The 25,138-nt window shown below is 69.1% G+C and carries 18 protein-coding genes; 13 read left to right on the top strand and 5 right to left on the bottom strand.

From position 1 onward, the window contains the following. Positions 1-231 precede the first annotated feature (231 nt). Positions 232-525, bottom strand: a complete 294-nt coding sequence (locus tag VK682_RS01510) for a YggT family protein (protein WP_089842627.1) — start codon at positions 523-525, stop codon at positions 232-234. 130 nt (positions 526-655) lie between these two features. Between VK682_RS01510 and VK682_RS01505 the strand changes: the two genes are divergently transcribed. The 8 genes from VK682_RS01505 to yaaA all read left to right on the top strand — a co-directional run bounded on the left by VK682_RS01505 (position 656) and on the right by yaaA (position 8,956). Next, entirely contained in the window at positions 656-1,234 is a 579-nt protein-coding gene (locus VK682_RS01505; protein ID WP_230794753.1) for an acyl-CoA thioesterase, read from the top strand. A 40-nt stretch (positions 1,235-1,274) separates the two neighbouring features. Further along, positions 1,275-2,636: an MFS transporter gene (locus VK682_RS01500; RefSeq protein WP_324781389.1), complete on the top strand. Its 1,362-nt coding sequence runs from the start codon at positions 1,275-1,277 to the stop codon at positions 2,634-2,636. Next, positions 2,633-3,553, top strand: a complete 921-nt coding sequence (gene mepA / locus VK682_RS01495; RefSeq protein WP_230794751.1) for a penicillin-insensitive murein endopeptidase — start codon at positions 2,633-2,635, stop codon at positions 3,551-3,553. Before VK682_RS01500 ends, mepA begins: the two co-directional genes overlap by 4 nt. After that, positions 3,526-4,437, top strand: a complete 912-nt coding sequence (locus VK682_RS01490; RefSeq protein WP_230794750.1) for an esterase-like activity of phytase family protein — start codon at positions 3,526-3,528, stop codon at positions 4,435-4,437. The genes mepA and VK682_RS01490 overlap by 28 nt, the downstream gene beginning before the upstream one ends. Before the next feature lie 66 nt (positions 4,438-4,503). Continuing rightward, complete coding sequence (locus VK682_RS01485; RefSeq protein WP_230794749.1) at positions 4,504-5,145, top strand: queuosine precursor transporter; 642 nt, start codon at positions 4,504-4,506, stop codon at positions 5,143-5,145. A 277-nt stretch (positions 5,146-5,422) separates the two neighbouring features. Next, entirely contained in the window at positions 5,423-5,842 is a 420-nt protein-coding gene (gene arfB / locus VK682_RS01480) for an alternative ribosome rescue aminoacyl-tRNA hydrolase ArfB (RefSeq protein ID WP_230794748.1), read from the top strand. Between the two features lie 217 nt (positions 5,843-6,059). Continuing rightward, a complete protein-coding gene (gene recQ, locus VK682_RS01475) occupies positions 6,060-8,114 on the top strand; it encodes a DNA helicase RecQ (protein WP_089842604.1) in 2,055 nt (684 codons plus the stop codon). 80 nt (positions 8,115-8,194) lie between these two features. Beyond that, positions 8,195-8,956 carry a peroxide stress protein YaaA gene (yaaA, locus tag VK682_RS01470; protein WP_089842601.1) on the top strand — a complete coding sequence of 254 codons (762 nt, stop codon included), beginning with the start codon at positions 8,195-8,197 and terminating at the stop codon, positions 8,954-8,956. 1 nt (position 8,957) lies between these two features. On the opposite strand, the gene VK682_RS01465 is transcribed toward yaaA, so the two are convergent. After that, the gene (locus VK682_RS01465) at positions 8,958-9,893 is read right to left on the bottom strand and encodes a capsular polysaccharide export protein, LipB/KpsS family (RefSeq protein WP_089842597.1); all 936 of its coding nucleotides are present in this window, start codon (positions 9,891-9,893) and stop codon (positions 8,958-8,960) included. A 65-nt stretch (positions 9,894-9,958) separates the two neighbouring features. After that, positions 9,959-12,487 (bottom strand): response regulator, encoded by a 2,529-nt coding sequence (locus VK682_RS01460; protein WP_324781335.1) that lies wholly within the window; start codon positions 12,485-12,487, stop codon positions 9,959-9,961. 137 nt (positions 12,488-12,624) lie between these two features. Between VK682_RS01460 and VK682_RS01455 the strand changes: the two genes are divergently transcribed. The 5 genes from VK682_RS01455 to leuD all read left to right on the top strand — a co-directional run bounded on the left by VK682_RS01455 (position 12,625) and on the right by leuD (position 23,285). Continuing rightward, positions 12,625-18,042, top strand: a complete 5,418-nt coding sequence (locus VK682_RS01455; RefSeq protein WP_324781334.1) for an alpha-2-macroglobulin family protein — start codon at positions 12,625-12,627, stop codon at positions 18,040-18,042. After that, positions 18,039-18,596, top strand: coding sequence for a putative glycolipid-binding domain-containing protein (locus tag VK682_RS01450; RefSeq protein WP_230794744.1), 558 nt, complete (start codon positions 18,039-18,041; stop codon positions 18,594-18,596). The genes VK682_RS01455 and VK682_RS01450 overlap by 4 nt, the downstream gene beginning before the upstream one ends. After that, entirely contained in the window at positions 18,589-20,601 is a 2,013-nt protein-coding gene (gene pbpC / locus VK682_RS01445) for a penicillin-binding protein 1C (protein ID WP_230794743.1), read from the top strand. The genes VK682_RS01450 and pbpC overlap by 8 nt, the downstream gene beginning before the upstream one ends. A gap of 524 nt (positions 20,602-21,125) precedes the next feature. Next, on the top strand, positions 21,126-22,547 hold the full coding sequence (gene leuC / locus VK682_RS01440; protein WP_089842585.1) for a 3-isopropylmalate dehydratase large subunit: 1,422 nt from the start codon (positions 21,126-21,128) through the stop codon (positions 22,545-22,547). A 132-nt stretch (positions 22,548-22,679) separates the two neighbouring features. Then, entirely contained in the window at positions 22,680-23,285 is a 606-nt protein-coding gene (leuD, locus tag VK682_RS01435) for a 3-isopropylmalate dehydratase small subunit (protein WP_230794742.1), read from the top strand. A 220-nt stretch (positions 23,286-23,505) separates the two neighbouring features. Here the strand turns inward: leuD and VK682_RS01430 are convergent, their stop codons facing one another. Together VK682_RS01430 and VK682_RS01425 are read right to left on the bottom strand one after the other, a co-directional pair. Beyond that, positions 23,506-24,159, bottom strand: a complete 654-nt coding sequence (locus VK682_RS01430) for a 3-oxoacid CoA-transferase subunit B (protein WP_230795119.1) — start codon at positions 24,157-24,159, stop codon at positions 23,506-23,508. 17 nt (positions 24,160-24,176) lie between these two features. Next, positions 24,177-24,830, bottom strand: coding sequence for a CoA transferase subunit A (locus tag VK682_RS01425; protein WP_230794741.1), 654 nt, complete (start codon positions 24,828-24,830; stop codon positions 24,177-24,179). Between the last annotated feature and the right edge of the window lie 308 nt (positions 24,831-25,138).

The raw sequence follows: 25,138 nt of genomic DNA, 5'->3' as shown, positions 1-25,138 counted from the left end.
GGGGCGCGGCCTCTGGCCGCGCGCTGCCTGTCTCGGCTCCGGCTGGCGCCTGCGCCTCGGTCTGGCGGAAAGCTGACGCGCCAGCCCATGGGGGCACCCGGTCACGCGGATGCGTCTGCCTCCGGCGGGAGTTTATGGGCAAGATGAAAGGCGCATGTTGCCGTTTCATCTTGCCGGAAAAACTCCGGGGGACTCGCGCGAAGCGCGAGGGGGGCAGAGCCCCCTGCCTCCTCAGTAGCTGTAGAAGACCGCAGCGTTGTTCGCGAGGATGATCCGCAGCGCGTAGATGGCGATCAGGGCCACCAGCGGCGCGAGGTCCAGTCCTCCCATGGGCGGCAGGATGCGGCGGATCGCGGAATAGGCGGGTTCGAGGATCCGGTTCAGCCCGTCCCAGATCTGGGCGACCAGCGGCTGGCGCAGGTTCAGCACCTGAAAGTTGATGAGCCAGCTCATGATGACATGGGCGATGATGATGAACCAGATCAGGTCGAGGATCAGCATCAGGATCTGGAACAGGGATTGCATCGGGCGCTCTTTTGTCAGTGGATTCGCTGACAGACCTAGGCAGCCTGAGCCCAAAGCACAAGAGTTCCGCGAAGTTGTGCTTGACGGGGCGGGGCTGCGGGACACAGCTGGGCGGCGGAGGACTGTGCCGATGTATCCGTTTCTGCGTCTTGCCAAGGACATGCGCATTGCCCGGCGCGCGGCGCCGCTGGGGCTGCTCGACACGCATGTGTCGCGGCATCGCTGTCTGCCATGGGATCTGGACCCGTGGAACGAGCTGAACAACGGGCGCACGCTGACGCTGTATGATCTGGGGCGGCTGCCGCTGGCGCAGCGCACCGGGCTGCTGGCGGTGCTGAAGCGCGAGGGCTGGGGCCTGACCGTGGCGGGGTCGGTGGTACGTTATCGCCGCCGGGTGCGGCTGTTCGACCGGCTGGAGATGCGCTCGCGGCTGATCGGCTGGGACCGGCGGTTCCTGTATCTGGAGCAGGCGATGTGGAAGCCGGATGGCGACTGTGCCAGCCATGCGCTTTACCGCGCTGCGATCACCGATGCCTCCGGCATCGTGGCGCCTGACCGGGTGCTGGCGGCGCTGGGGCAGCCGCAGGCCTCGCCCGACCTGCCAGACTGGGTGACGGCGTGGATCGCGGCGGAGGCGCTGCGGCCCTGGCCCCCCATGGCGGAGGCGGTGCGCGATCCGGGCGCGGAGCGGGTCAGTTCCGCCGCCTGACCGTGCTTCGGTCTTGCCTTGGGAGGGGTCCGCCTGTTCTATCGCGGCGCAACCCGGGGGATACATGACGATCAGGCATTCGCGCAGGCGCATCTGGGGCTGGTTCTTTTTCGACTGGGCCAGCCAGCCTTACAACACGCTGCTGATCACCTTCATCTTTGCGCCCTATGTGCAGGAGCTGGTGGGCGATGGCAGCCGCGCGCAGGCGGCGTGGGGCTTCGGGATTGCCGCTGCTGGCGCGGTGATTGCGCTGCTGGCCCCGGTGCTGGGCGCGCTGGCCGACGGGGGCGGGCGGCGGATGCGCTGGATCTGGGGATTCTCGGCGCTGTATGTGCTGGGCTCCAGCATGCTGTGGTTCGCGGCGCCGGGCGATTTTCACCTGCTGCCGGTGCTGGCGTTTTTTGCGCTGGGGCTGATCGGCATGGAATTTGCCACGATTTTCACCAATGCCATGCTGCCGGATCTGGGGCCGCGCCACGAGATCGGGCGCATTTCCGGCAATGGCTGGGCTTTCGGCTATCTCGGCGGGCTGATCGCGCTGGCGGTGATGCTGGGCTTTTTTGCCGAATCTGCGGCCACCGGGCGCACCTTTCTGGGGCTGCCGCCAGCCTTCGGGCTGGATCCGGCGCAGCGCGAGGGCACGCGGATCGTGGGGCCGCTGACGGCGGTGTGGTATGCCGTCTTCATGATCCCGTTCTTCCTGTGGGTGCGGGATCCGCGCCGGGATCCCGCGCCGCCGGGGGTGCTGCGCCGCGCGCTGGCGGATCTGGGCCGCACCCTGCGCGCCCTGCCGCAGCAGCGCTCGCTGGCCGCCTATCTTGCCTCGTCGATGTTCTACCGCGACGCGCTGAACGGCATGTATGCCTTTGGCGGCATCTATGCGGCGGGGGTGCTGGGCTGGTCGGTGGTGGATACCGGGGTCTTTGGCATCGTGGCCATCATTGCGGGGGCGGTCTTCGCGTGGATCGGCGGCCATGCCGACAGCCGCTTCGGGCCGAAGCCGGTGATCGCGGGGGCCATTCTGGTGCTGACCGCCGTGGCGCTTGGCGTGGTGCTGGTGGACCGCCAGAGCGTGCTGGGCCTGCCGGTGGCGGCGGGCTCGCGCCTGCCGGATCTGGCCTTTTATGCCTTCGGGGCGCTGATCGGCGCGGCGGGGGGCGTGCTGCAGGCGGCCTCGCGCAGCATGATGGTGCGGCAGGCCGATCCGCGCCGCATGACCGAGGCCTTCGGCCTTTATGCGCTGTCGGGCAAGGCCACCTCGTTTCTGGCGCCGCTGCTGATCGGGGTGACCACCGCGCTCAGCGGCAGCCAGCGCATCGGGGTCACGCCGATCATCGGGCTTTTTCTTCTGGGTCTGGTTCTGTTAGCATGGGTGAAAGCAGACGGAGACCGAGCAGAATGATCCGCACCCTGATGGGCCTTGCGCTGGTGGCGAGCCTTGCCGCCTGCGGCACCTCCCGGCCCGCGCCGCAGCCGCAGCTGCCCCTGCCCACCGTGACGGGTGTCTTGTCCACGAAGAACGCCAAGGCGCTGTTCGGGTCTGAAGCCGTGGGTTCGCCGCAGACCCCCGCCGCCTTTGGCAGCTATGCCAAGGGCTGTCTGGCGGGAGGCCAGCAGCTGGCCGAAACCGGCCCGACATGGCAGGCGATGCGCCTGTCGCGCAACCGCAACTGGGGCCATCCCGAGCTTGTGGATTTTCTGCAGGGCCTGTCGCGCCGGGGCGCGGCTCTGCCCGGCTGGCGCGGCATCTATGTGGGCGACATGAGCCAGCCGCGCGGCGGGCCGATGACCTCGGGCCATGCCAGCCACCAGATCGGGCTGGATGCCGACATCTGGCTGCGTCCCGCCGATGACCTGTCGCTGTCGCGGGCGGCGCGGGAATCGATCTCGTCGATCTCCATGTGGCGGTCCAGCGGTGCCTATGTGAACAGCCAGTGGACCCGGGCGCATCACGATCTGGTCAAGGCGGCGGCGCAGGATCCGCGGGTCGACCGGATCTTCATCTTCCCCGGCGCCAAGGTGCAGATGTGCAATGACGAAACCGGCGACCGGGCATGGCTGCGCAAGGTGCGCCCATGGGCCGGGCATCATTACCATTTCCACGTCCGGCTGTCCTGCCCCGACGGCGCGCGCGGCTGCGTCAATCAGGATCCGCCGCCTGCAGGGGATGGCTGTGCCGATGCGCAGGCCTGGGTGAACAACATCCTCAGCCCGCCGCCGCCCGATCCCGATGCGCCGCGCGTGACGCCCAAGCCCAAGCGCGATCTGGTCATGGGGGATCTTCCGGCCCAATGCGCCTCCGTTCTCGCCGCGCGCTGAACGCGGCGCTCGCGGGTCTCATGGCGTTCCCCGCCGTGGCGGACCCGGAGGGCGCGCGGTTCACCGGCAGCTTCCAGTGGCAGATGGATGACCCCGCCTTTGGCGGGTTCTCCGCGATCGAGCTGTCGGAGGATGGCACCACCTTCACCGCGCTCAGCGACCGGGCGGTTCTCACCTCCGGGCGGATCACCCGGCACGAGGGGCGGATCACCGGTGTCACCGCAGGACCGCTGACGCGGCTGCGCAATCCCGAAGGCCGCCGGATGGCGGGCCATGTGGGCGATTCGGAGGGGCTGGCGATTGGTCCCTCTGGCCCGATGTTCGTCAGCTTCGAAGGCGTGGACCGGGTCTGGGCCTATGAGGATCCGGCGCGCGCGCTTCCTCTGCCGCGTCTGGCAGAGTGGGACTGGCTGGAGCCCAATGGCGGGCTGGAGGCGCTGGCCATCGACGCGGATGGCGCGCTTTACACCCTGCCCGAACGGTCCGGGCAGGCAAACCAGCCCTTCCCGCTCTGGCGGTTCCGGGACGGGGCGTGGCAGCAGGTGGCAGAGATCCCGCGCCGCGGCGGGTTCCTGCCCGTGGGCGCGGATTTTGACGCCGAAGACCGGTTCTACCTGCTGGAGCGGGAGTTTACCGGCATCGGCTTTCGCAGCCGGGTGCGCCGCTTCGGTCTGGACGAGGCCGGGATCACCGGCGAGGAGGTGCTGCTGGAAAGCGCGCTTCTGGAGCATGACAACCTTGAAGGCATCGCCGTCTGGAGCCCGGCCCCCGGCCATATCCGGCTGACGATGATCTCGGACGACAACTTCTTCCCGCTGCAATCGACGCAGATCGTGGAATATGATCTGACGGAATCTCTTGCCGAAGCCGCGGCAAGGCCGTAAGGCAGCGCCCGTCCGTCGCGCTGGCGGGCCAAGTCCCCGCAACCTTGTCAAAACGGGTCAGATAACATGACACGCACCCATATTCCCGGCATTCTTGCCATGGCCGCCATCGTGCTGGCCTCCAACATCCTCGTGCAGTTCCTGTTCGGCCAGTGGCTGACATGGGGCGCCTTCACCTATCCGCTGGCCTTTCTGGTCACCGACGTGATGAACCGCCTTTACGGCGCCGCCGCCGCGCGCCGCGTCGTGCTGGCGGGCTTTGTCGTCGGCGTGATCTGTTCGCTGATCGGCACGCAGATCCTGCTGCAGGGCGACGGCTACACCTATCCCGCCGTGACGCTGCGCATCGCGCTGGCCTCGGGCAGCGCCTTCCTGCTGGCGCAGCTGATGGATGTGGCGATCTTCGACCGCCTGCGCACGGGGCGCTGGTGGCGCGCGCCGCTCGCCTCCACGCTGGTGGGCAGCTCGCTTGACACCGCGATCTTCTTCACCGTGGCCTTTTCCGGCGCGCTGAGCTTTCTGGAACCGGGCAATGACGTGTCCTGGGCCGCCGAGGCGCTGCCGCTGCTGGGGGTCGGGCCCATGGTGCCGCTCTGGGTGTCGCTGGGCATGGCGGACTGGCTGGTGAAGCTGTCGCTGGCCCTGATCGCGCTGCTGCCGTTCCGTCTGATCGTTTCGAAGGCACAGTCGCGCGGCGCCACCGCCTGAGGGCAGAAAAACGCTTTGACTTGCGCGCGCTCCGTGCCACCTTTGAGAGGCGTTGTCATAACAGCTGAAAGGAGGTGATCCAGTGTCCAGAGAAACATTGGAGAGAGGTGTCGGAACAGTTTGGAGGGCAGTGCGCTAGGGCAGCCCCTGGCGTGAAGGAACCCGAATTGGCTGCGCCTAACCGGCCCGCCTCCTTGACGTCTCGAATGGGTCGCCCGACAGGCCGGGCGGCCCATTTCCGTTACAACCCACTCCCGAAGAACCTGACCCGGACCCCATGCTGCACATCACCGACACCGTCCGCATCGAGGATTGGGAAATCACCGAACAGTTCATCCGCGCCTCCGGGCCGGGCGGGCAGAACGTGAACAAGGTCTCAAGCGCGGTGGAACTGCGCTTCGAAGCCGACCGGTCCCCCAGCCTGTCGCCGCCGGTGAAGGCCCGGCTGCGCCGCCTTGCCGGGCGTCGCTGGACCAAGGAAGGCGCGTTGGTGCTGCAGGTCGACGAAACCCGCAGTCAGGTGCGCAACCGCGAGATCGCCCGCGAGCGGCTGGTGGCCCTGATTCGGCAGGCGCTGGAAAAGCCGCGCCCGCGCATCGCCACCCGCCCCACGCTGGGCTCGAAACGCCGCAGGCTCGCCGCCAAGAAAGAGCGCGGCGAGGTCAAGGCCCTGCGCGGCAAGGTCGATCCGGACTGAAAGGCCGCATGGGGGCTCTGCCCCCGCCCGCGCGTGCCGCGCGGCCTCCCCCGGAGTTTAACAGGCAAGATGAATGGCAGACCCTCGTCTTCATCTTGCTCTTTAAACTCCCGCCGGAGGCAGGCCGGAAATTGCGGCCGGGTGCGGGGCTTGGCAAGCGAATCAGGGTATGAGACTGTGCGGCCAACGCCCGAGCGACATCACCGGACCTGATCCCATGCCACGCGACACCGCGCCCGCCGAGGCGCTGCTCAAGGACATCTTTGGATATGACGCCTTTCGCCCCGGTCAGGGCGAGATCGTGGAGGCTGTGGCGCGGGGGCGCAACGTGCTGGCCATCATGCCCACGGGGGGCGGCAAGTCGCTGTGTTTCCAGCTGCCTGCCCTGATGCGCGAGGGGCTGACCGTGGTGATCTCGCCGCTGATCGCGCTGATGCGGGATCAGGTGCGGGGCCTGCGCGAAGCGGGGGTTGCGGCGGGGGCGCTGACCTCGGGCAACACGCAGGAAGAAAGCGACGCGGTCTGGGACAGCCTGCAGTCCGGGGCGCTGAAGCTGCTTTATCTCGCGCCGGAACGGCTGGCCTCGGGCGGCACACAGCGGATGCTGGCGCAGGCGGGCGTGTCGCTGATCGCGGTGGACGAGGCGCATTGCGTCAGCCAGTGGGGCCATGATTTCCGCCCCGATTACCTGCGCATCGGCGAGCTACGCCGCGCGCTTGACGTGCCGCTGGCGGCCTTTACCGCCACCGCCGATCAGGAGACGCAGGAAGAGATCGTCACCCGGCTTTTTGATGGCCAGCAGCCCGAGACCTTTCTGCGCGGCTTTGACCGGCCCAACATCCATCTGGCCTTTCTGCCCAAGGACCAGCCGCGCGCGCAGATCCTGCGCTTTGCGGCGGCGCGGCGCGGTCGGTCGGGCATCGTCTATTGCGGCACCCGCGCCAAGACCGAAAGCCTGTCCGCCGCGCTGGCGCAGGAGGGGCATCCCGCCTGTTATTACCATGGCGGCATGGAGGCGGCGGACCGCCGCGCCGTCGAAGAGCGCTTTGCCACCGAAGACGGGCTGATCGTGGTGGCGACGGTGGCCTTTGGCATGGGCGTGGACAAGCCCGACATCCGCTGGGTGGCCCATGCCGATCTGCCCAAATCCATCGAATCCTATTATCAGGAGATCGGGCGCGCGGGCCGGGATGGCGCCCCCGCCGAGACGCTGACGCTTTATGGCCCCGATGACATCCGCCTGCGCCGGTCGCAGATCGACGAGGGCGCCGCCCCGCCGGAGCGGCAGGCGGCGGATCACGGGCGGCTCAACGCGCTGCTGGGTCTGGCCGAGGCTCTGGGCTGCCGCCGCCGCCAGCTTCTGGGCTATTTCGGCGAGGAGGCCGAGGCCTGCGGCAACTGCGATCTGTGCGACCGCCCGCCCGAGGTGTTCGACGGCACCGAGGCGGTGCGCAAGGCGCTGTCCGCCGCGCTGCGGACCGAGGAATCCTTTGGTGCCGGGCATCTGATCGACATCCTGCTGGGGCAGGTGACCGACAAGGTGCGCCAGCGCGGCCATGACAGCCTGCCCACTTTCGGGGTCGGGCGGGATCTGACCCGCAGCCAGTGGCAGGCGGTGTTCCGGCAGATGATGGGCCGCGATCTGATGCGGCCCGATGCCGCCCGCCATGGCGCGCTGGTGATGACCGAAGCTGCGCGCCCGATCCTGCGCGGGGAGGAGACGATTTCGCTGCGCCGCGACGTGATCGACCGTGCGGCAGAGCGGCGGCCTCAGGTCAAGACGCTGGTGTCGGACGAGGACGCGCCGCTGCTGTCGGCGCTGAAGGCCAAGCGGCGCGCGCTGGCCGAAGGCGCCTCCCTGCCGGCCTACATGATCTTTCCTGACCGCACGTTGATCGAGATGGCCGAAAAGCGGCCCGCCACGCTGGACCAGATGGCGGCGATCAGCGGGGTTGGCGCCAAGAAACTGTCGAGCTATGGCGCGGAATTCCTGTCGGTCATCACCGGCGCGCTGGAGGAAAGCCATCCGCAGCGGCTGCGCGCGGCGGCGCGGGGGGCGGGCACGGTCTATGACCGGCTGATGGCGGTGCAGGCCGATCTGATGCGCGGCAGCGACGGCATCGACAAGCCGCTGTCCTGTTCGGCAGCCCAGCTTGCCAAGGTGGCGCAGCTGCGCGATCCGGGACCAGAGGATCTGGAGCGGGTGCTGGGAGAGCGGCGGTTCGACCGCTTTGGCGCGGCCTTTCTGGACGTTCTCGCGGAAGCGGATTAGAACGATTCCAGACTGGGCGCCCCCGCGATCTGCGGCCTGCGCGGCGCCCTCCCCAGATCTTGAAAACGGACCTGTCCTGCATGCTGATCCTGCTGTCTCCGGCGAAGAATCTCAACGAATCCCGTGGTGCCGGGCGCGCCACCACCCAGCCCCGCTTTCTGGACGAGGCCGCCGAACTGGCGCAGCTTGCCCGGGGCTGGTCCGAGGCGGAGATCGCGCGTCTGATGCAGGTCTCGCCCGCCATTGCGGCGCTGAACCGCGACCGTTTTGCGGCATGGTCGCGCGAGCCTGCCGAGACGCAGGCGGCGGCGGACATGTTCGATGGCGATGTCTACCGGCATCTGGACATGGCGACGCTGGACGATCCGCACCGGGCCGAGGCGGCGCGGCGGCTGCGCATCCTGTCGGGGCTTTACGGTCTGCTGCGCCCCACCGATGCCGTGCTGCCCTACCGGCTGGAAATGGGCCGCAAGCTGCCCGGCCATGACGCGGGCACGCTGTATAAGTTCTGGGGCGGCAAGATCGCGCAGGCGGTGGCGCGGGACGCGCAGGAGGCTGGCGCGGACACGGTGCTGAACCTCGCCTCTGACGAGTATTTCAAATCGGTGGACCGCAGCCAGCTTGGCACGCTGGCGGTGGTGGAGCCCCGATTTGAGGAGGATCGGGGCGGCACGCGCAAGGTCATCGCCTTTGCCGCCAAGCGGGCGCGCGGGGCCATGGCGCGCTGGGTGTTGGAGCAGGGCGTCACCGATCCGGCGGATCTGGCGCAGTTCGAAACCGGTGGCTATGGCTTTGACGCCGAAGCCTCGACCGCGCAGCGCCCGGTTTTCGTGCGCGCCTGAGCTAGAGCGGGCAGCCCCTTGCCGCGAGGCGGTCCAGCACGCGGTCGGTCAGATCCTTGGCCCCCGCGTCAAGGCACTGCGTGCCGAAATACCACGCGATGTAGCGGGCAAAGGCGCGGCGCGGCGGCGTGGCCCGCAGGGCGGCGCGCAGCGCCTGCGGATCGCGCGCGCTGGTGCAGATGTGGTGAAAATCGGCCCTTCCGCACAGGATCACCGGCTTGCGGTGCAGCAGCGCCTCGATCCCCACGGCGGAATTGATCGTCACCACGCGGTCGGCTGTGGCGAGGATGTCATGGATGTTGGCGGTGCTCAGATGCAGGTTCGGATGCGCGGCCAGCCGCGCGGCCAGCCCGCTGCCGGTATCGGGATCGCGGTCGCGCGGATGCGGCTTGACCACCACGGGCCGCCCGTCAGCGGCTGCAAGGCAGGTGTCGAGCATGGTCCAGCGGTCGAGCCACAGCGTTTCCTCGACGCTGCGCTGGCCCTCGGTCTGCAGGAAGACGGCGATGCTGCCCTCTGGCACCGGCTCCACCGCCTGCTGCTGCGGATAACGTGACTGCCGCGCCCCCACCATGCGCTGCCGCAGGCGGCGAAAGAAGGCCTGCGCGCTGTCCCCGTCAACCTCGGCGGGGCGGAAGACGCTGTCGGTGATCGTGGAAAAGGCGCGGATGCCCAAGGGATCCAGATGCCAGTAGGGGTAGATATAGGCGATGCCTGCGGTCAGCACGCGCGGATGCGGGTGCCGCGCGTGGTTCAGGATGTGAAAGGCGCTGTCCGACGCGATCCGGTCGGCCAGCGTGGCGCGGTCCATCGGCACCCATGTCTGCGCGATGCCACGCGCCGCCAGCCCCTCGGACAGGCGGCGGTAAAAGCGGGGCATCTTTTCCGGCGCGGCGCCAAGCCAGAGCTCCGGAACATGAAACACGATTTCGCCCATGGTTTCCTCCGGCCCCGGCCCTGTGCCGGACAGTAGGCGGGGCGCGGGCGCGCCGCAACGGGCGGTCAGTCGGCCATGGCGCGCGCGGTTTCTGTCCAGCGGGCCATCAGCGCCGCCAGATCGGGCTTGCGCAGGGGTTTGGTCAGGTAATCATCCAGCCCCGCCGCAAGGATGGTTTCGCGGTCGCCCGCCATGGCATGGGCGGTGACGGCGATCACCGGCACATGTGGCCCGTCGCCTTCCAGCGCGCGGATGGCGCGGGTGGCATCCTTGCCGTCCATCTGCGGCATGGAAATGTCCATGAAGATCAGGTCGGGGCGCTGCGTCCGGAACGCCTCCACCGCCTCCAGCCCGTTATTGGCGAAGCGCAGCGTCAGCGGCAGATCCAGCGCGCCGATCATCTTGCGGAACACCAGCTGGTTGGTGCGGTTGTCCTCTGCCACCAGCACGTCGAGCAGCCGGGGTCCGGGCGGGCCGCGATGGCGGAAAGCGGGCAGATCCGGGCTGACCGGTGCCGGGGGCGGCGGCGCGATCTGTTCCAGCGCGGCGAAGAGCGTCCGCCGCGGCACCGGTTTCTGCAGCACCAGCCGGGGTGGCCCGTGCGGATCGGGGCCGGGCAGCGCGCCGGGGCTTGCCGCCAGCAGCAGCACCGGGGTGGCATGGCCCGCCTCGGCCAGCCGCCGCGCCAGTTCCGATCCGGTCATGTCGGGCAGATCCTGTTCCGCGATCACCAGATCCGGCGGATCGGCCATGGCAGCCAGCGCCGCATCGGCGGTCAGGCAGAAGCGGGGCGAGAGCCCGATGATGTCCAGCTGCTTGGCCAGGATGGAGCGGTTGACTGCCTGATCCTCCACCACCAGCACGCGGCGCAGCGTGGCGGGCAGGCGGGCGGTGTCGCGCAGGATCGGTTCTTCGACCGGCAGGACCAGCCGCAGCCCGAAACAGGCGCCTTGGCCCAGATCGGACTCCACCCAGATCTCGCCGCCCATCATCGTCACCAGCCGCCGCGTGATGGCGAGCCCCAGCCCGGTGCCTTCGAACGCGCGGCTGCGGGCATCGTCCACCTGATTGAATTCGCCAAAGACGTGATCCAGCTTTTCGCGGGGAATGCCGATGCCGGTATCCTCGACCGTCATGTGGATGGCGGCGCTGTGATCGGGCTCTACCGTGCCGGTGACCCGCACCAGCACATGGCCCGAAGGCGTGAATTTCACCGCATTGCCCATGAGATTGGTCAGGATCTGCCGGATCCGGCCCAGATCGCCGATAAAATGCGTCGGCAGGAACAGATCGTAATCCACCAGCAGATCCAGCTGCTTTTCCCGGGCGGAGGGCTGCAGCAGCATCACCACCTCGTGGATGGCGCGTTCCAGATCGAAGGGATCAAGTTTCAGCTGCATCCTGTCCGCCTCGATCTTGGAATAATCAAGGATGTCATTGATGATCACCAGCAGGCTTTCGCCGGAATTGCGGATGGTTTCGACGTAAAGCCGCTGTTCCTCGGACAGCGGTCCCTCCAGCAGCAGGGCGGCCATGCCCACCACGCCGTTCATGGGCGTGCGGATTTCGTGGCTCATATTGGCGAGGAAGGTGGATTTGGCGCGGTTGGCGATGTCGGCGCGCAGGCTGGCCTCCTGCAGCTTCTGTTCGATGCGCTTCGCCTCGGTGATGTCGATGCGCAGCCCGACGCGCCCGCCATCCGACAGCGGGCGTTCATAGACCCGGAGCCAGCGCCCGTCCCCAAGCTGCTGCTCCGCCTCCTGCGTGGCGTCGCGATGGATGCGCAGCCGGTCCTCCAGCCATGCCTCCTCGCGCCCGCAGGCATCGGCATACTGCCCCCGCTCCAGCCCGTAGCGCAGGATGTCCTCGAAACTGGCGCCGGGCACGATGGCGGGGGTGCTTTCGTGGTAGATCTGCCGGTAGGGTTCGTTGCACATCAGCAGCCGGTCCTCTGCGTCATAGATCACGAAACCATCGGGCAGTTCCTCCAGCGCGGACCACATGCGCATCAGTTCGGTGATGTCGAAGGTCAGGCTGACGATGCCGCCATCGGGCATGTGGCGGTCCTGCAGTTTCAGGAACTGCCCGGTATAAAGCCGGATGGTTTCCGACGGGATCGGGTCGCGGTCCCAGCGGGCCAGCATCCGCATCCGCCATGACCGCCCGTCCTCGCCCTGCAGATCGACGATGCCTTCTTCTACCATCATGTCGAGCACATGGCCGTAGCTGGCGCCGGGGCCGATCGTGTCCAGATCCTCGAACACCGACAGCCACGCGCCATTGGCCAGTTCCATCAGCCGGTCGCGGTTGAACATGGCAAAACCGTCGCGCATGGTCTGCAGCGCCTTCCACAGCTGCCCCTCCACCAGTTCGATCTTCTGATGGGCGGCGCCCAGCTGGGATTTCACCCGCTGATTCTCGTGCCGCACCTCCGCCACCTCGGCGCGGGTTTCGCTGATTTCATGGGTCAGCTGGCGGGCATGTTTGTTCAGCTTGCGGTTGGCGGCAAAGAGTTCAGCCTGTTTCAGTTCCAGCAGCCGTTCCGCCGCCAGCCTTGCGCGCCGTTCCTCCGCCAGCCGTGCCGCCAGTTCCATCCGATGCCAACCCTAACAGACCGGCGCAGCATGGGTGGGTTGAGGTGAAGATTGGCTTAAAGAGCAAACCTTTCGGGGAATCCTTGCCTTCGCTCCGGGGCAGGGGCACCATGGTGCGGTCAGGTGAGGAGATTGGCATGCGGACGCTGTTTCTTGGGATCGCGCTGGCAGTGGCGGCAGCTTCGGCGGGGGCCGCGCAGGATCTGATCCCCGAGCGGCGGATGGTGGTCACGCGCGGCGCGGATTTCTACGGATCCGATCTGGCCACGCTGTTCGACACCACGCTGGAAGCCTGTCAGGCGCAGTGCCTGAACGATCCCGCCTGTGGCGCCTTCACCTACAACACCCGTTCGCGGGCCTGTTTCCCCAAATCCGGCGTGACCGAGGTGCAGCCCTATGACGGCGCCATCTCGGCCCGGGTTCTGAATGCCGATCCGGCGCTGGCGGCACAGGCCACGGCGCGGGCTGCCGATCTGGACATGCTGCGCCCCGAGGATCTGGAGGCGGCGCGGCAGGAGGCTTTGGCGCTTGGCCTGCGCCACGAGGGCGGCGACTGGGACAGCGCCGCGCTGCTGGATGCCGCCCGTCAGGCGGAGGCGCAGGGCGATCTGCGCGGCGCATGGGGCTGGACCGGGGCGGCGCTGGCGCAGAGCGATGCCGCCGACCTGTGGCTGGATTATGCCCGGCTGACGCTGGCGCGGGCCGAAGCGGGGGATGACCCGTGGACCCTGCGCAGTCAGGCGCTGTCGGCGGCGGTGAACGGCACGCTGCGCGCGGCCCCCGGCCCGCAGACCGGCAGCGCGCTGCTGCAGCTGGCGCAGGCCCTGCAGGCGGTGGATCGCGGGCGCGAGTCCGTGCCCGCGCTGCGGCTGGCGCAGGATCTGGCGCCGCGCCCCGAAATCGCGGCGGCGCTGGAGGACGCGCGCGCGCAGTTCGGCTTCCGCATCACCGATCACGAGGTCAGCTCCGATGCCGCCGATCCCCGGCTCTGCGCGCAGTTTTCCGAACCCTTGGCTGCGGCGGGGGTGGATTATGCCAGCTTCGTGCGCCTGCCCGATCCCCGGCTTGCGGTCAGCGCCGAGGACAGCCGCCTGTGCGTCATGGGGCTGGACCATGGCCAGAGCTATGAGGTGACCTTCCGCGCCGGTCTGCCCTCTGCCGAGGGCGAGGCGCTGCCGAACGACGTGCCGATCACCGCCTATGTGCGCGACCGGACCCCTGCCGTGCGCTTTCCGGGCCGCGCCTATGTGCTGCCCAAGACCGAAGGCGCGGGCCTGCCGGTGGAAACGGTGAACCTGTCGCAGATCGACCTGACCCTGCGCCGCGTGTCGGACCGCAGCCTGATCCGCACCCTGCAGGAGGATCTGTTCGGGCGTCCGCTGGATGCGTGGGAACAGGACCGCTTTGGCGCCGATCTGTCGGAAACCATCTGGACCGGCACGGGCGAGGTGGAAAACCAGCTTAACGCCGATGTCACCACCCGGCTGCCCTTGGGCGAGGTGGTGGGCGGGCTGCCTGCCGGGATTTATGCGCTGTCCGCTGCCGTGCCGGGGGCCGATCCCTATGACACGCCCGCCGCCACGCAGTGGTTCGTGCTGTCGGATATCGGGCTCACCACGCTGTCGGGCACTGACGGACTGACCGTCTTTGCCCGCGCGCTGTCGGGGGCCACGCCGCTGCAGGGGCTGGAGGTGCAGCTTGTTTCGCGCGCCAACCGCGTGCTGGAGACGGTGCAGACCGACGATCAGGGCGTGGCGCGCTTTGCCGCCGGGCTGATGCGTGGCACCGGGGGCGCCGCGCCCGCGCTGGTTCTGGCCCGTCAGGGCGAGGCGGATCTGGCCTTCCTGTCGCTGACCGATCCGGCCTTCGATCTGTCCGACCGGGGGGTGGCGGGCCGCGCGCCTGCCGGGCCGGTGGATGCGTTCCTCACCACCGACCGGGGCGCCTATCGCGCCGGAGAGACCATCCATGCCACGGCGCTGCTGCGCGATGCCCGGGTGCGGGCGGTGACCGATCTGCCGCTGACCGCCGTGCTGACCCGTCCCGATGGCGTGGAACATGCGCGGCAGGTGTCCGGCACGGGGGTGAATGGCGGCCATGTGCTGCAGTTTCCGCTGGCGCCGTCGGTGCCGCGTGGCACGTGGCGGCTGGCGCTTTACGGCGATCCGCAGGCGGAGCCGCTGACCTCCACCCCGCTGCTGGTCGAGGATTTTGTGCCCGAACGGCTGGATCTGACCCTGTCCCTGCCCGAAGGTCCGCTGACCGCCGCGACCCTGCCGCGCCTTCAGGTTCAGGCCGATTACCTGTTCGGCGCGCCTGGCGCCGATCTGCCGCTGGAGGGGGAGGTGACGCTGACCCCGCTTGCCACGCTGGAGGCGCTGCCCGGCTACCGCTTTGGCCGCCATGACGCGCCGGGGGATCCGCGCCGCGACAGCCTTGCCGCCGCACTGCGCACCGATGCCGAAGGCGCTGCGGATCTGCTGCTGCCGCTGCCCGACCCCGCCAGCCCCGGCCAGCCGCAGGAGCTGCGCGCGACGCTGCGCGTGGCCGAAGGATCGGGGCGTCCGGTGGAACGCAGCCTGACCCGTCCGCTGCTGCCCGAAGCCGCGATGCTGGGCATCCGCCCGGAATTTGACGGCACCCTGCCCGAAGGCACCGAGGCCAGCTTTCTGCTGCAGGCCTTTGGCGCCGATCTGGCGCCGGTGAGCGCCGAGGTCGAATGGCAGGTGAACCGCATCGAAACCCGCTATCAGTGGTATCAGCTTTACGGCAGCTGGAACTGGGAACCGGTGACCAGCCGCAGCACCATCGCCACCGGCACCGCCACGCTGGGCGGCGATCCGGTGCGGGTCAGCGCGGATCTGGACTGGGGCCAGTATGAACTGGTGGTGGCGCGCACCGATGGCGCCTACAGCGCCACCTCTGTCGGGTTCGAGGCGGGCTGGTATGCGCCCGCCGGGGCCGTGGCCACCCCCGACATGCTGGATCTGTCGCTGGACCAGCCCGCCTATGCCCCCGGCGAGACCGCGCAGTTGCGCGTGGTGCCGCGCCATGCGGGCAAGGCGCTGATCACCGTGCTGTCGGATCATGTCATCGCCATGCAGGCAGTGGATCTGCCCGAGGGCGAGACGGTGATCGACCTGCCGGTGACCGAGGAGTGGGGGGCGGGCGCCTATGTCACGGCGCAGCTGCTGCGGCCCATGGATCAGGCCAGCGGGCAGCAGCCCGCGCGCAGCCTTGGCCTTGCCCATGCCGCCATCGCGCCGGGCGACCGCGCGCTTGAGGTCAGTCTGGACACCGCGACCGAGGCTGCGCCGCGCGGGCCGCTGCGCGCTGCCGTGGTGCTGGACAGCCTGCCCGAGGGCGAGACCGCCCATGTCACCGTCGCGGCGGTGGATCTGGGCATCCTGAACCTGACCGGCTTTGAAAGCCCCGATCCCTTTGAGCATTATTTCGGCCAGCGCCGTCTGGGGGTGGAAATCCGCGACATCTACGGTCGGCTCATTGACGGATCGCAGGGCGCCATGGGGCGGCTGCGCTCCGGCGGGGATGCGGGGGCGATGATGCGTCTGGAAAGCCCGCCGCCGACCGAGGATCTGGTCGCCTTCTTCTCCGGCCCGGTCACGGTCGGCCCCGATGGCCGCGCCGAGGTCAGCTTTGATCTGCCGGATTTCAACGGCACGGTGCGGCTGATGGCGGTGGCATGGACCAAGACGGCGGTGGGGCAGGCGCAGGCCGATGTGCTGGTGCGCGACCCGGTGGTGATTGCCGCAGCGCTGCCGCGCTTTCTGGCGCCGGGGGACCAGACCCGGCTGGCGCTGGATCTGACCCACACCACCGGGGCCGCAGGCGAGATGGCGCTGGAAGTCAGCGCCGAGGGCCTGACGCTGGGCGCCGCCCCCGCCACGGTCACCCTGCCCGAAGGCGGCAGCACCCGGATCACCCTGCCGCTGACAGCAGCGGCGCCGGGCGATCACGCCATCACCGTGGCGCTGACCACGCCCGACGGCCAGCGCCTGACCAAGGCGCTGACGGTGGGCGTGCGCGCCAATGATCCGCAGGTCGCCAGCACCCGCCGCCTGACGCTGGATCCCGGCGACAGCTTCACGCTGGATGCCGAGATCCTGAGCGGGCTTCTGCCCGACAGCGCCGAGGTCATGGTCTCTGCCGGGCCGATGGCGCGGTTCGACGTGCCGGGGCTTCTGGCCTCGCTCGACCGCTATCCCTATGGCTGCACCGAACAGGTGACCTCGCAGGCGCTGCCGCTGCTGTCGCTGGCGCCGCTCGCCGGGCCGCTGGGTCTGGGTGATGCCGCGCGGATCACGCAGCGCATCGATCAGGCGGTGGCCCGGGTGCTGACCCGGCAGGCGGGCAGTGGCGGCTTCGGCCTCTGGCGGGCCGAGGCGGGGGATCTGTGGCTGGATGCCTATGTCACCGATTTCCTCAGCCGCGCCCGTGCCGCAGGGCATGAGGTGCCGGACCGCGCCTTCACCAGCGCGCTCGACAACCTGCGCAACCGCGTCGCCTATGCCCCCGATTTCGAACAGGGCGGCGAGGATCTGGCCTATGCGCTGCTTGTGCTGGCCCGCGAAGGGCAGGCGGCCATCGGCGATCTGCGCTATTACGCCGACCAGCGCGCCGGGGCCTTTGCCACGCCGCTGGCGCAGGCACAGCTGGGCGCGGCGCTGGCCGCCTATGGCGAACAGACCCGCGCCGATGCGCTGTTCTCCCGCGCGGGGGCACGGCTGGCCGGGGCCTCTGCTGCGGAAGGGCAGGTCTGGCGCAGCGATTACGGCTCGGTGCTGCGCGATGCCGCCGCCACGCTGGCGCTGGGGATCGAGGCGCGGAGCGAGGCGCTGGACCGTCCCGCGCTGGCCGCGCTTGTGGCAGAGGCGGGGCGCCCGCTTTCGCCGCAGGAACAGGCGTGGTCGCTGATGGCGGCCCGCGCGCTGGTCGATGATCCCGCAGCCTCTGGCCTGACGCTGGACGGGGCGCCGGTCTCGGGCCCGCTGCTGCGCCGCATTCCGGGCGCCGAACTTGCGCCCATGACCCTCGCCAACACCGCCAGCACCCCCACCGCGCTGACCCTGACCACGATGGGCGTGCCGGAGGGAGCGACAGAGGCGGGCGGCACCGGCTACACGCTGGAGCGGGCCTATTACCGCATGGACGGCACCCCGCTGGACGGAGAGGTGGCGCAGGGTGACCGGCTGGTGACGGTGCTGACCATCCGCCCCGCCGAAGATGTGCGCGCCCGGCTGATGCTGGACGATCCGCTGCCCGCCGGGTTCGAGATCGACAATCCGACCCTGCTGCGCGCCGGGGATCTGCGCGGGCTCGACTGGCTGGAGAGTGCGACGCCCGATCACGCCGAATTCCGCAGCGACCGCTTTCTGGCGGCGCTGACGCAGGAGGGCACGGCGCCGATCCGTCTGGCCTATGTGGTGCGCGCGGTCAGCCCGGGGCGGTTCCATCACCCGGCAGCGCTGGTGCTGGACATGTATCGCCCCGATTACCGCGCCACCACCGCCTCCGGCACGCTGGACGTGCAATGACCGGTACCACACTGGCCCATATCCACTGGCGCGCGCTGGACCGCGACGGCGAGGACAAATGCCGCCTTGCCCGGCACGAGGGCGGCTTCATGCTTCTGGGCCATGCCCGGTTCCGCGATGGCACCGGCTGGGCCGCGCTGGATTACGTCATCCGCACCGGGCCGGACTGGCGCACCCGCAGCGCCGATGTGACCGGCACCCATGCCGGGCAGGATCTGGCGCTGCGGCTGACCTGCGACAAGGGGCAGTGGACGCTGAACGGCGTGCCCCAGCCGCATCTTCACGGCTGCGAGGATGTGGATTTCGCCTTCACCCCCGCCACCAACCTGATGCCGCTGCGCCGCCTGCCCGAGGTGGGGCGCATCGCCACCCGCGCCGCATGGCTGCGCCTGCCGGGGCCAAGCCTTGATCCGCTGGACCAGACCTATCTGCGCGACCGGGGCGGGCTGGTCAGCTATCATGCGTGGCAGACCGATTTCCGCACCCAGCTGGCGGTGGCGGCGTCGGGCTTTGTCACGCTCTATCCCGGGCTCTGGACGGCGGAGGATGGCTAGGCGCGGCCTGCTCGCGCTGGTCCTGCTGCTCTGGGCGCTGGCCTTTGCCCGCGACCGGGCCGAGGACTGGATCGCCGCCACCGATCTGCCGCCGCTGCTGCAGGCCACCGCCACCGAGGTGCGCGACCGCAACGGCGTGCTGCTGCGCGCCTATCAGGTCGAAGACGGCATCTGGCGCATGGCGCTGGGGGGCGATCAGGTCGATCCGCGCTTCTTCGACATGCTGGTCGCCTATGAGGACCGGCGGTTCTACCGGCATTCCGGGGTCGATGCGCTGGCGGTGCTGCGCGCGGCGGGGCAGGGGCTGACGGCGGGGCGGATCGTCTCCGGCGCCTCGACCCTGACGATGCAGGTCGCCCGCCTGCTGGAGGACAGCGGCACCGGCACATGGGAGGGCAAGCTGCGGCAGGTGCGGCTGGCGCTGGCGCTGGAACGGCGGCTGACCAAGGCGCAGATCCTGCAGCTTTATCTGGGCCGCGCCCCCTATGGCGGCAATGTCGAGGGGCTGCGCGCCGCGAGCCTTGTCTGGTTCGGCAAGGAACCGGCCCGCCTGACCCCTGCGCAGATCGCCCTGCTGGTGGCCCTGCCACAATCGCCAGAGGCCCGCCGACCTGACCGCCATCCGCAGGCCGCCCGCGCCGCGCGCGACCGGGTGCTGGACCGGCTGGTGACGGCGGGCGCGCTGGATGCGGCCAGCGCCGCCGCCGCCAAGGGCGAACCGGTGCCCGCCACCCGCCGCGCCCTGCCGCAGCTTGCGCCGCATCTGGCCGACCGCGCCGCGGCACTGGGGCCGGGCCGCCATGACCTGACGCTGGAGGCGGGGCTGCAGGCGCGGCTGGAGGATCTGGCCGCCACCTATATGGCCGGGCGCGATCCCGGCCTGTCGCTGGCGCTGATCGTGGCCGACCACCAGACCGGAGAGATCCTCGCCAGCCTCGGATCCGCCCGCTATGCCGAACAGGGGCAGGGCTTTGTCGACATGACCCGCGCCCGGCGCTCGCCCGGATCGACGCTGAAGCCGCTGATCTACGGGCTGGCCTTCGACCGGGGCCTCGCCCATCCCGAAACGCTGATCTCTGACACGCCCGCGCAGTTCGGCACATGGGCGCCGCAGAATTTCGACGGCGCCTTTCGCGGCGACATCCGCGTGGCCGAGGCGCTGCAGCTATCGCTCAACATCCCCGTGGTCCGCCTGACCGAGGCGCTGGGCCCCGCCCATGTCATGGCGGCGCTGCAGGGCGCGGGGCTTGCCCCCGATCTGGCGGGCGGGCGTGCAGGGCTCGCCATCAGCCTTGGCGGCATCGGTCTCACCCCCGAAGAGATGGTGACGCTTTACGCGGCATTGGCGCAAGGCGGGCAGGCGCGCCCGCTGCGCTGGCAGAGCCATGCCCCCACCGCCGCCGCCACGCCGCTGATGGCGCCGCGCGCGGCATGGATGGTGGGCCATGTGCTGGCCGGGCTGCCGCCGCCACCACAGGCGGGACCACCCGGGCGCGTCGCCTACAAGACCGGCACCAGCTACGGGCATCGCGACGCATGGGCGCTGGGCTGGGACGGGCGCCATGTGGCGGGCGTCTGGATCGGGCGGCCTGACGGCACCCCGGTGCCCGGCGCCTTTGGCGGCGATCTGGCCGCCCCGCTGCTCTTCGAGGCGCTGGGCCGCCTGCACCCCACGCCGCTGCCGCCGCCCCCGCCCGACACGCTGCTGCTGGCCAATGCCGACCTGCCGCCGCATCTGCAGCGCTTCGGCCCCCGGGCCGAGGCCGAACCGCTGCGCCTGACCTTCCCGCCCGATGGCGCCCGGCTTGCCGCCACGCCGCAGGGCGTCCCGGTCAAGCTGCGGGGCGGCACGCCACCCTACACGCTGCTGGCCGATGGCGCGCCGCTGCTCACCGGCCAGCGCAGCCCGGAATTTCTGGCGCCCCTCTCCGGTCCCGGCTTCACCACGCTGTCGGTGATCGATGCCGAAGGCCGCTCTGGCCGCGTCCGCATCGACCTGCGCTAGCGCCGCTCCTGCCCCTTCTTCTTGGCAAAAATATCCCTGGGAGCGCGAGGGGCAGAGCCCCTCGCTTTGCTTCGTGCCGCGCCTCCGGCGCGAGGGGCAGAGCCCCTCGCCTTACGCATTACCGCGCCTCCGGCGCGAGGGGGCTCAGCGGCGCGGCAGCATCAGCGACAGATCCTGCGGCTCGGCCACGGGCAGGCTGAGGGCCAGCGCCGACAGCAGCAGCGCGATCAGGCACAGATGGACGATGTTGAGCGGACTCATCGGCGGACTCCCGGACACCCGCCTCTACGCGCGACAGGGCCCGCAGGTTCCAGCCGCTCTTGATCGGCGGCGCGAAGCCCTGTATCCCCGCTGGCATGACTCGGGTATTCGACCTCGGAGACCGCGTGCGTCTGCGCGAACGGTTCCACGGCGCCACCTTTTCGGTTCTGGCGCGTCTATAAGGCTGCCCAAGCCCGCCCCGGCGCGGGACGAACAGCCCGCGCTGAAGCTCAAGCCAGTTCACCTATCCGGAGAGGACCCTCATGTCCGGCAAGACGCTCTATGACAAGATCTGGGATGCCCATGTCGTCCAGCAGGACGAAGACGGCACCTGCCTTCTGTATATCGACCGCCACCTCGTGCACGAGGTGACCAGCCCGCAGGCCTTTGAAGGTCTGCGTCTGGCGGGCCGCAAGGTGCGCGCCCCGGGCCGCACCATCGCCGTGCCCGACCATAACGTGCCCACCACGCTCGACCGCGCCAAGGGCATCGAGAACGAGGAAAGCCGCATTCAGGTCGAGGCGCTGGACCGCAACGCCCGCGATTTCGGCGTGCATTATTACCCGGTGGACGATGTCCGTCAGGGCATCGTGCATATCGTCGGCCCCGAACAGGGCTGGACCCTGCCGGGCATGACCGTGGTCTGCGGCGACAGCCACACCGCGACCCATGGCGCCTTCGGGGCGCTGGCCCATGGCATCGGCACCTCCGAGGTGGAACATGTGCTGGCCACCCAGACGCTGATCCAGAAGAAATCCAAGAACATGAAGGTGGAGATCACCGGGCAGCTTGCCCCGGGTGTCACCGCCAAGGACATCACCCTGTCCGTCATCGGCGCCACCGGCACCGCGGGCGGCACCGGTTATGTCATCGAATATTGCGGCGAGGCGATCCGGTCCCTGTCGATGGAAGGCCGGATGACCGTCTGCAACATGGCGATCGAGGGCGGCGCCCGCGCGGGCCTCATCGCGCCGGACGAAACCACCTTCGCCTATGTCCAGGGCCGCCCGCACGCCCCCAAAGGCGCCCAGTTCGAGGCGGCGCTGGCGTGGTGGAAGACGCTTTATTCCGATGACGACGCGCATTGGGACAAGGTCGTGACCCTGCGCGGCGAAGACATCGCACCGGTGGTCACATGGGGCACCTCGCCCGAGGACGTGCTGCCCATCACCGCCGCCGTGCCCGCGCCTGCCGATTTCAAGGGCGGCAAGGTCGAGGCGGCGCAGCGCGCGCTGGACTATATGGGCCTGAAGCCGGGGCAGAAGCTGACCGATATCGCCATCGACACGGTGTTCATCGGATCCTGCACCAATGGCCGGATCGAGGATCTGCGCGCCGCTGCCGCCATCCTCAAGGGCAAGAAGATCAAGGACGGCATGCGCGCCATGGTGGTGCCGGGCTCCGGTCTGGTCCGCGCTCAGGCCGAAGAGGAAGGTCTGGCGCAGATCTTCCTTGATGCTGGCTTCGAATGGCGTCTGGCGGGCTGCTCCATGTGCCTTGCCATGAACCCCGACCAGCTGTCGCCCGGCGAACGCTGCGCCGCCACCTCGAACCGCAATTTCGAGGGCCGGCAGGGCAAGGGCGGACGCACGCATCTGATGTCGCCCGCCATGGCGGCAGCGGCGGCCATCACCGGGCGCCTGACCGATGTGCGCGACCTGATGACCGAACCGGCTCAGGCCTGAACGATCCCCGGGGCCCCGGTGCGGGGCCCCTGTTTTGCAGTTCGGGCAGACAGGATCCGGCCCGGTCCCGCGCAGGACATCAGCCCTGCCGCGCAGACCCCGGATCCCGGCCCCGGCCCCCAGGAGGGACAGATGGAAAAATTCGAAAAGCTGACCGGGATCGCGGCGCCCATGCCGCTGGTCAATATCGACACCGACATGATCATCCCGAAGCAGTTCCTGAAGACGATCAAGCGCTCCGGCCTCGGCGTGCATGCCTTTGACGAGATGCGCTATCTCGCCGACGGGTCGGAGAACCCCGATTTCGTGCTGAACAAACCCCAGTACCGCGAGGCGCAGATCCTCGTCGCCGGGGACAATTTCGGCTGCGGCTCCTCGCGCGAACACGCGCCCTGGGCGCTGGCGGATTTTGGCGTAAAGGCGGTGATCTCCACCTCCTTCGCCGACATCTTCTACAACAACTGCTTCAAAAACGGCATGCTGCCCATCGTGCTGCCGCAGGAGGCGGTCGACGTGCTGATGAAGGATGCCGAAAAAGGCTCCAACGCCCGCATGACCGTGGATCTGGAAAACCAGACCGTCACCACCTCCGATGGCGAAAGCTTCGCCTTCGAACTGGATCCGTTCCGCAAGCATTGCCTGATGAACGGGCTCGATGACATCGGCCTGACCATGGAAAAGGTCACCGCCATCGACAGCTTCGAAAGCCAGTCCGCCCAGTCCCGCCCCTGGGTCTGATCCCTGCCTGACTGCGAAATCCGCGGGCGGCTTCTGGCAGCCGTCCGCGCCATTTCCCGCCCCCGCGCCCGGAGCACGCTCCGGCCTGCCTCCGGCGGGAGTTTAGGGGCAAGATGAAGCCGGGTGCGGAGCCTGCGGTTCATCTTGCCGGATAAACTCCGGGGGGCGCCGCTGGCGCGGGGGCAGCGCCCCCTCTGCCCTCGCCCTCCCGTGCGACAGATCAGCGAAGATCCATCTCCGGCACTTCCCCCGCCACCAGCAGCGGCGCTGCGGTCGCGGCCAGAACCTCGGCCAGACTGACATCTGGTGCTGTTTCCAGCAGGTGCAGCCCGTCCTCGCGCGGGGCGATCACCGCAAGCTCGGTCACGATCAGGTCGACCCGCCGCGGCGAGGTGAGGGGCAGCGTGCATTCCGGCACGATCTTGGACTGGCCGTGGACGCAATGCAGCATCGCCACGATCACCCGCTTGGCCCCGGTCACCAGATCCATGGCGCCGCCCATTCCGGGCACATATTCCCCGGGGATCATCCAGTTGGCGAGCCGTCCCCGCGCATCCACCTGCAGCCCGCCCAGCACGGTCAGATCCAGATGCCCGCCCCGGATCAGTCCGAAGGAAAAGGCGCTGTCGATGATCGACGCACCCGGCACCGCCGACACGCAGCTGCCCCCCGCATCGGTCAGGTGCCGGTCGCCCATGCCCTCGGGCGGGCGGTGACCCAGCCCGACCACGCCGTTTTCCGACTGGAAGAACACGCCCATCCCTTCGGGCAGGTGATCGGAGACCCGGGTCGGAATGCCGATACCCAGATTGACCAGCGTGCCGGGCCGGATCTCCTGCGCCACGCGGCGGGCGATCAGATCCTTGGGGGTCATCAGATGCGGATCCGGTCTCATGCCGCCCTCCGGATCACATGATCCACCAGCACGCCCGGCGTTTTGACCGCATCTGGCGGGATCATTCCGACCGGCACGATCTCTTCGGGTTCCGCGATCACCACCGCCCCGGCCAGCGCCATGATCGGGTTAAAATTCGTGGCGCTCAGCATGTAGGTCAGGTTGCCGACATAATCGCAGCTGCGCGCGGCGATCAGCGCAAAATCCGCGCGCAGCGGCGGTTCCAGCAGGAAGGGTTTGCCCTCCACCTCGATCACCCGCTTGCCCTTGGCCACCAGCGTGCCGAGCCCGGTGGGGGTCAGCACCCCGCCCAGCCCCATGCCTGCGGCGCGGATGCGTTCGACAAAGGTGCCCTGCGGGACCAGATCCACCTCCAGCGTGCCCGCGCGCATCTGCGCCTGCACGTCGGGGTTCAGCCCGATATGGCTGCCGATGAATTTCCGCACGCAGCGCGCGGCGATCAGCGGGCCTACCCCCAGATGCGGGCGGGCGGCATCGTTGACGATCAGCGTCAGGTTGCGGCGCCCGGAGGCGGCGAGCGCGCGGACCACGCGGTCGGGCGTGCCCACGCCCATGAATCCCGACAGCAGGACCGAGGCCCCGTCCGGGATCAGCGCTGCCGCGTCTTCGGGGGTGATGGCAGGATGCATGCGCGTCTCCGTGATTGCTGCTCGTGCTGCGTCCGTTGAACCCTGTCCGGCGGCACCGGGCCATGAGCCATGTCAAATCGGCGCGGCGGGATCCCGCAACGTCTCTGACCATATCTTGTGGCGTCTGGGGGAGGATCCGCTATTGCCTTGGGGATTGATGCAAAATGGCACCTGTTTCTCCACGAATCCGCCCGATTGTGGCTGTCTTTATTACGGAAATATTGATGGCTGGAGTGAAAGTGGGCAGAATTTGGGCGATAATGAGGCAGTCCGCCCCAAGGCGGCAAGGTGGGACAAAGGGTTGGCGC

It is taken from the genome of Salipiger marinus (assembly GCF_035481585.1).
GTDB classification, from domain to species: Bacteria; Pseudomonadota; Alphaproteobacteria; order Rhodobacterales; family Rhodobacteraceae; genus Salipiger; species Salipiger marinus.
Note: the sequence above shows the minus strand (reverse complement) of the source record. Positions and strands in the feature narration are given on the sequence as shown.

Bases quoted from the DNA above. Each gene is read 5' to 3' on its own strand.
- VK682_RS01510 (WP_089842627.1), bottom strand. From the start codon at position 525: ATGCAATCCCTGTTCCAGATCCTGATGCTGATCCTCGACCTGATCTGG.
- VK682_RS01505 (WP_230794753.1), top strand. From the start codon at position 656: ATGTATCCGTTTCTGCGTCTTGCCAAGGACATGCGCATTGCCCGGCGC.
- mepA (WP_230794751.1), top strand. From the start codon at position 2,633: ATGATCCGCACCCTGATGGGCCTTGCGCTGGTGGCGAGCCTTGCCGCC.
- VK682_RS01490 (WP_230794750.1), top strand. From the start codon at position 3,526: ATGCGCCTCCGTTCTCGCCGCGCGCTGAACGCGGCGCTCGCGGGTCTC.
- VK682_RS01485 (WP_230794749.1), top strand. From the start codon at position 4,504: ATGACACGCACCCATATTCCCGGCATTCTTGCCATGGCCGCCATCGTG.
- arfB (WP_230794748.1), top strand. From the start codon at position 5,423: ATGCTGCACATCACCGACACCGTCCGCATCGAGGATTGGGAAATCACC.
- recQ (WP_089842604.1), top strand. From the start codon at position 6,060: ATGCCACGCGACACCGCGCCCGCCGAGGCGCTGCTCAAGGACATCTTT.
- yaaA (WP_089842601.1), top strand. From the start codon at position 8,195: ATGCTGATCCTGCTGTCTCCGGCGAAGAATCTCAACGAATCCCGTGGT.
- VK682_RS01465 (WP_089842597.1), bottom strand. From the start codon at position 9,893: ATGGGCGAAATCGTGTTTCATGTTCCGGAGCTCTGGCTTGGCGCCGCG.
- VK682_RS01460 (WP_324781335.1), bottom strand. From the start codon at position 12,487: ATGGAACTGGCGGCACGGCTGGCGGAGGAACGGCGCGCAAGGCTGGCG.
- VK682_RS01455 (WP_324781334.1), top strand. From the start codon at position 12,625: ATGCGGACGCTGTTTCTTGGGATCGCGCTGGCAGTGGCGGCAGCTTCG.
- VK682_RS01450 (WP_230794744.1), top strand. From the start codon at position 18,039: ATGACCGGTACCACACTGGCCCATATCCACTGGCGCGCGCTGGACCGC.
- pbpC (WP_230794743.1), top strand. From the start codon at position 18,589: ATGGCTAGGCGCGGCCTGCTCGCGCTGGTCCTGCTGCTCTGGGCGCTG.
- leuC (WP_089842585.1), top strand. From the start codon at position 21,126: ATGTCCGGCAAGACGCTCTATGACAAGATCTGGGATGCCCATGTCGTC.
- leuD (WP_230794742.1), top strand. From the start codon at position 22,680: ATGGAAAAATTCGAAAAGCTGACCGGGATCGCGGCGCCCATGCCGCTG.
- VK682_RS01430 (WP_230795119.1), bottom strand. From the start codon at position 24,159: ATGACCCCCAAGGATCTGATCGCCCGCCGCGTGGCGCAGGAGATCCGG.
- VK682_RS01425 (WP_230794741.1), bottom strand. From the start codon at position 24,830: ATGCATCCTGCCATCACCCCCGAAGACGCGGCAGCGCTGATCCCGGAC.